Origin of the sequence: Kitasatospora sp. SC0581, from assembly GCF_048159585.1 — a bacterium.
In the GTDB taxonomy this organism is placed as follows: domain Bacteria; phylum Actinomycetota; class Actinomycetes; order Streptomycetales; family Streptomycetaceae; genus Kitasatospora.
Map to the genome: position 1 here is coordinate 1 of NZ_JBLRWA010000100.1, position 664 is coordinate 664.

Annotated in this window: 1 protein-coding gene; it reads left to right on the forward strand. The window is 43.2% G+C overall.

All coding sequences use genetic code 11. From position 1 onward, the window contains the following. A partial coding sequence (locus tag ACLWS4_RS37250) for an MFS transporter (protein WP_416876457.1) occupies positions 1–664 on the forward strand: 664 nt, incomplete at both ends.

Here is a 664-nt window from a genome sequence, read left to right on the forward strand (position 1 = left end):
GTTGTACAATTGCGCCAAATGCAGGCGTTATGATTCTTTTTAGATTTTTATTGGGGCTTGCAGTAGGTGCAGCTTCAGTGATGGTTCCTTCATTTTTGGCAGAAATGGCCCCTGCTGAAACAAGAGGGAGAATGGTAACGCAAAATGAATTGATGATTGTTTCCGGACAATTGTTGGCCTTCATTTTCAATGCCATTTTAGGAACGACGATTGGCCAGGAAGATGCACATGTATGGCGCTTTATGCTGACAATTGCTACACTCCCTGCTGTAATCTTGTGGTTTGGTATGTTAATCGTGCCGGAAAGCCCGCGCTGGCTTGCTTCAAAAGGAAAGATTGGTGAAGCACTTCGTATTTTAAAAGAGATTCGGGCTCAGAACCGTGCTGAAAGAGAGTTAAAAGAGATCCAAGAGAATCTCGCACAAGAATTGGAGCTTCAAAGGGCGACATTTCGCGATTTAAGTATACCGTGGATCCGCCGTATTGTATTTATTGGCATTGGAATTGGTGTTGTACAGCAAGTTACGGGTGTGAACACTATTATGTATTACGGTACGCAAATTCTCCAACAATCCGGATTTTCTACAAATGCTGCACTTGTTGGAAATATCGCCAATGGGATCATTTCTGTTGTAGCCACATTTGTCGGGATTTGGATGTTGGG